The following is a 1,707-nucleotide window of genomic DNA, read 5'->3' as shown; positions in this document are numbered from 1 at the left end:
GGGATACTCTTAAACCGTAATAAATCGTGATAATCCGGTACAAAACGGTCAAGGTTCAATCTATTGTGGTCCGAGTGAGAAGTGGTCATTCAGCAATTGGAGTCAAGCCTGCCACTTATCTTTCTGGACGTTCCTCAAATCCCGTTGAGGAGTTGCTTGAAAGCCCGAGTTTTACTATGCTTGCAGTCAAGCCATCCAAGCTCAACTGCATCTAGCAGACTCAGTCCCATACCTTCCAAGAAACGCGCGGTACGGCGCAACAATACTGCCTGCACCTCAGTTTTACTCATATACCGGGTGATATCCTTGTCCGTACCTCTGCTAAGGACATTTTTGGCAGCATTGTGGTCAGCCTGCAACACGACCCCATTGAATCTGGTAAAATTGTCCCCGCTCCTTTTCCCTAATAGGGTTCCAGTTACGGAGTCAACTTGCGACGTGTAGCTAGGCTGGACTTCTGTTACAACCGAGCCAGTCCAATTAGCCCATTTCTGCAAGGATTCCCGCATTACTCCTTTCATCCAACTATTAAGTTTACGGGACATGGCCTTAGACTGGCGTTTATTTCTAATCGGCTGTGTTAAATTTTCGGCAAATACTTTTAATGATTCCCCATTAAAAAGGGACTTAGATGCGGCTCCTATTATGGCCGTAATCTCTGATTGATTTTTTCTGTATCGGCGATTTTCAGTTTTTCTACTTAGGTTATTTTTGAGTATTCGAGCCGACTTGGCTGGGTCGATTTTTTCTAGTTTTCTATGAAGCGCCCAAAGCTTCCCTCTGTTGCGGTTTTTTGCACAGATGCGATCCGATTTATTGGTTGCTACTTTTCCTAAGTTTTTTCCGTGTGCCTGACCATCTGAATCATAAAAAGCCTCTGTGTACCCCTTGTCTACCCCAATAGCTCGACGGTTGGCAGGGATTTCTACGGTGCCATAGTCTACTAAAAAGTGAATCTCAAACTTTCCCAAGAGTTGCTTGTATACCAGTCTAATCTGGCCTTTTATTTTCCGATTAGACCTAACGGTTATTTTGTTTCTCTTTCCTCTCCTCAATCCAGCCAACTCTAGTTGGTAAGTATTACGAGAGAGCCTTTTGCACTTATATCCTACTTGTTGATAGACTATCTGATTCTTGACCCAGGAATGCCCTCGCTGAAATTCCTTCCTAACAAGTCTATGCAGCAATGGATCATCTATAAAAGCTAAAGTCTTAAGCTGTTTACAAAGTTCCTTTCTTCTCCTTTGGCCGTCCCTCCCTGGAAATTTTTTGTAAATCTTCTTAATTACCGCATCAGTGCAAGCTGCCTGCTGAGCTGTGATAGCTTTTGCTACATCACTGACCGTCCATTCCATCAATTTCGCTGGCAGTCCCAGGGTATCAGGAGTCCTAAAACTTCTGACCTCTGGATAGGCTTTTTTCCAATCAAGACCCCAATGACTAATACTACCTAGCTTGTTGTAGGATTCAGACCTGACGATGCCCAGTTTTTTCATGGTAGACAGCAACTCAGCCTGAACCAACTCACTCATCCCTATGACAGGAACGATTTGAGTTGATCTCTTTTTTGCTGTGTCTACTTTCTTGGGCATAGTTAGGTCTGAATCCTACACTTCAATTATACTCTAGCGCTAGTAAAATGTCAATGTCCGAATTGTGGTATTAAATACCGATTTATCCCTATTTTTAGGGGTCTAAATGCGAGGC

General features: G+C 43.5%; 1 protein-coding gene. It reads right to left on the bottom strand.

Annotation, left to right across the window (positions count from 1 at the left end; translation table 11 throughout):
- Positions 1–134: 134 nt before the first annotated feature.
- On the bottom strand, positions 135–1,592 hold the full coding sequence (locus F6K20_RS37270) for a zinc ribbon domain-containing protein (RefSeq protein ID WP_287252477.1): 1,458 nt from the start codon (positions 1,590–1,592) through the stop codon (positions 135–137).
- Between the last annotated feature and the right edge of the window lie 115 nt (positions 1,593–1,707).

The sequence above is a fragment of the Moorena sp. SIO2C4 genome, assembly GCF_010672485.1.
GTDB classification, from domain to species: domain Bacteria; phylum Cyanobacteriota; class Cyanobacteriia; order Cyanobacteriales; family Coleofasciculaceae; genus Moorena; species Moorena producens.
Note: the sequence above shows the minus strand (reverse complement) of the source record. Positions and strands in the feature narration are given on the sequence as shown.

Coding starts and splice junctions, on each gene's coding strand:
- F6K20_RS37270 (WP_287252477.1), bottom strand. CDS start 1,592: ATGCCCAAGAAAGTAGACACAGCAAAAAAGAGATCAACTCAAATCGTT.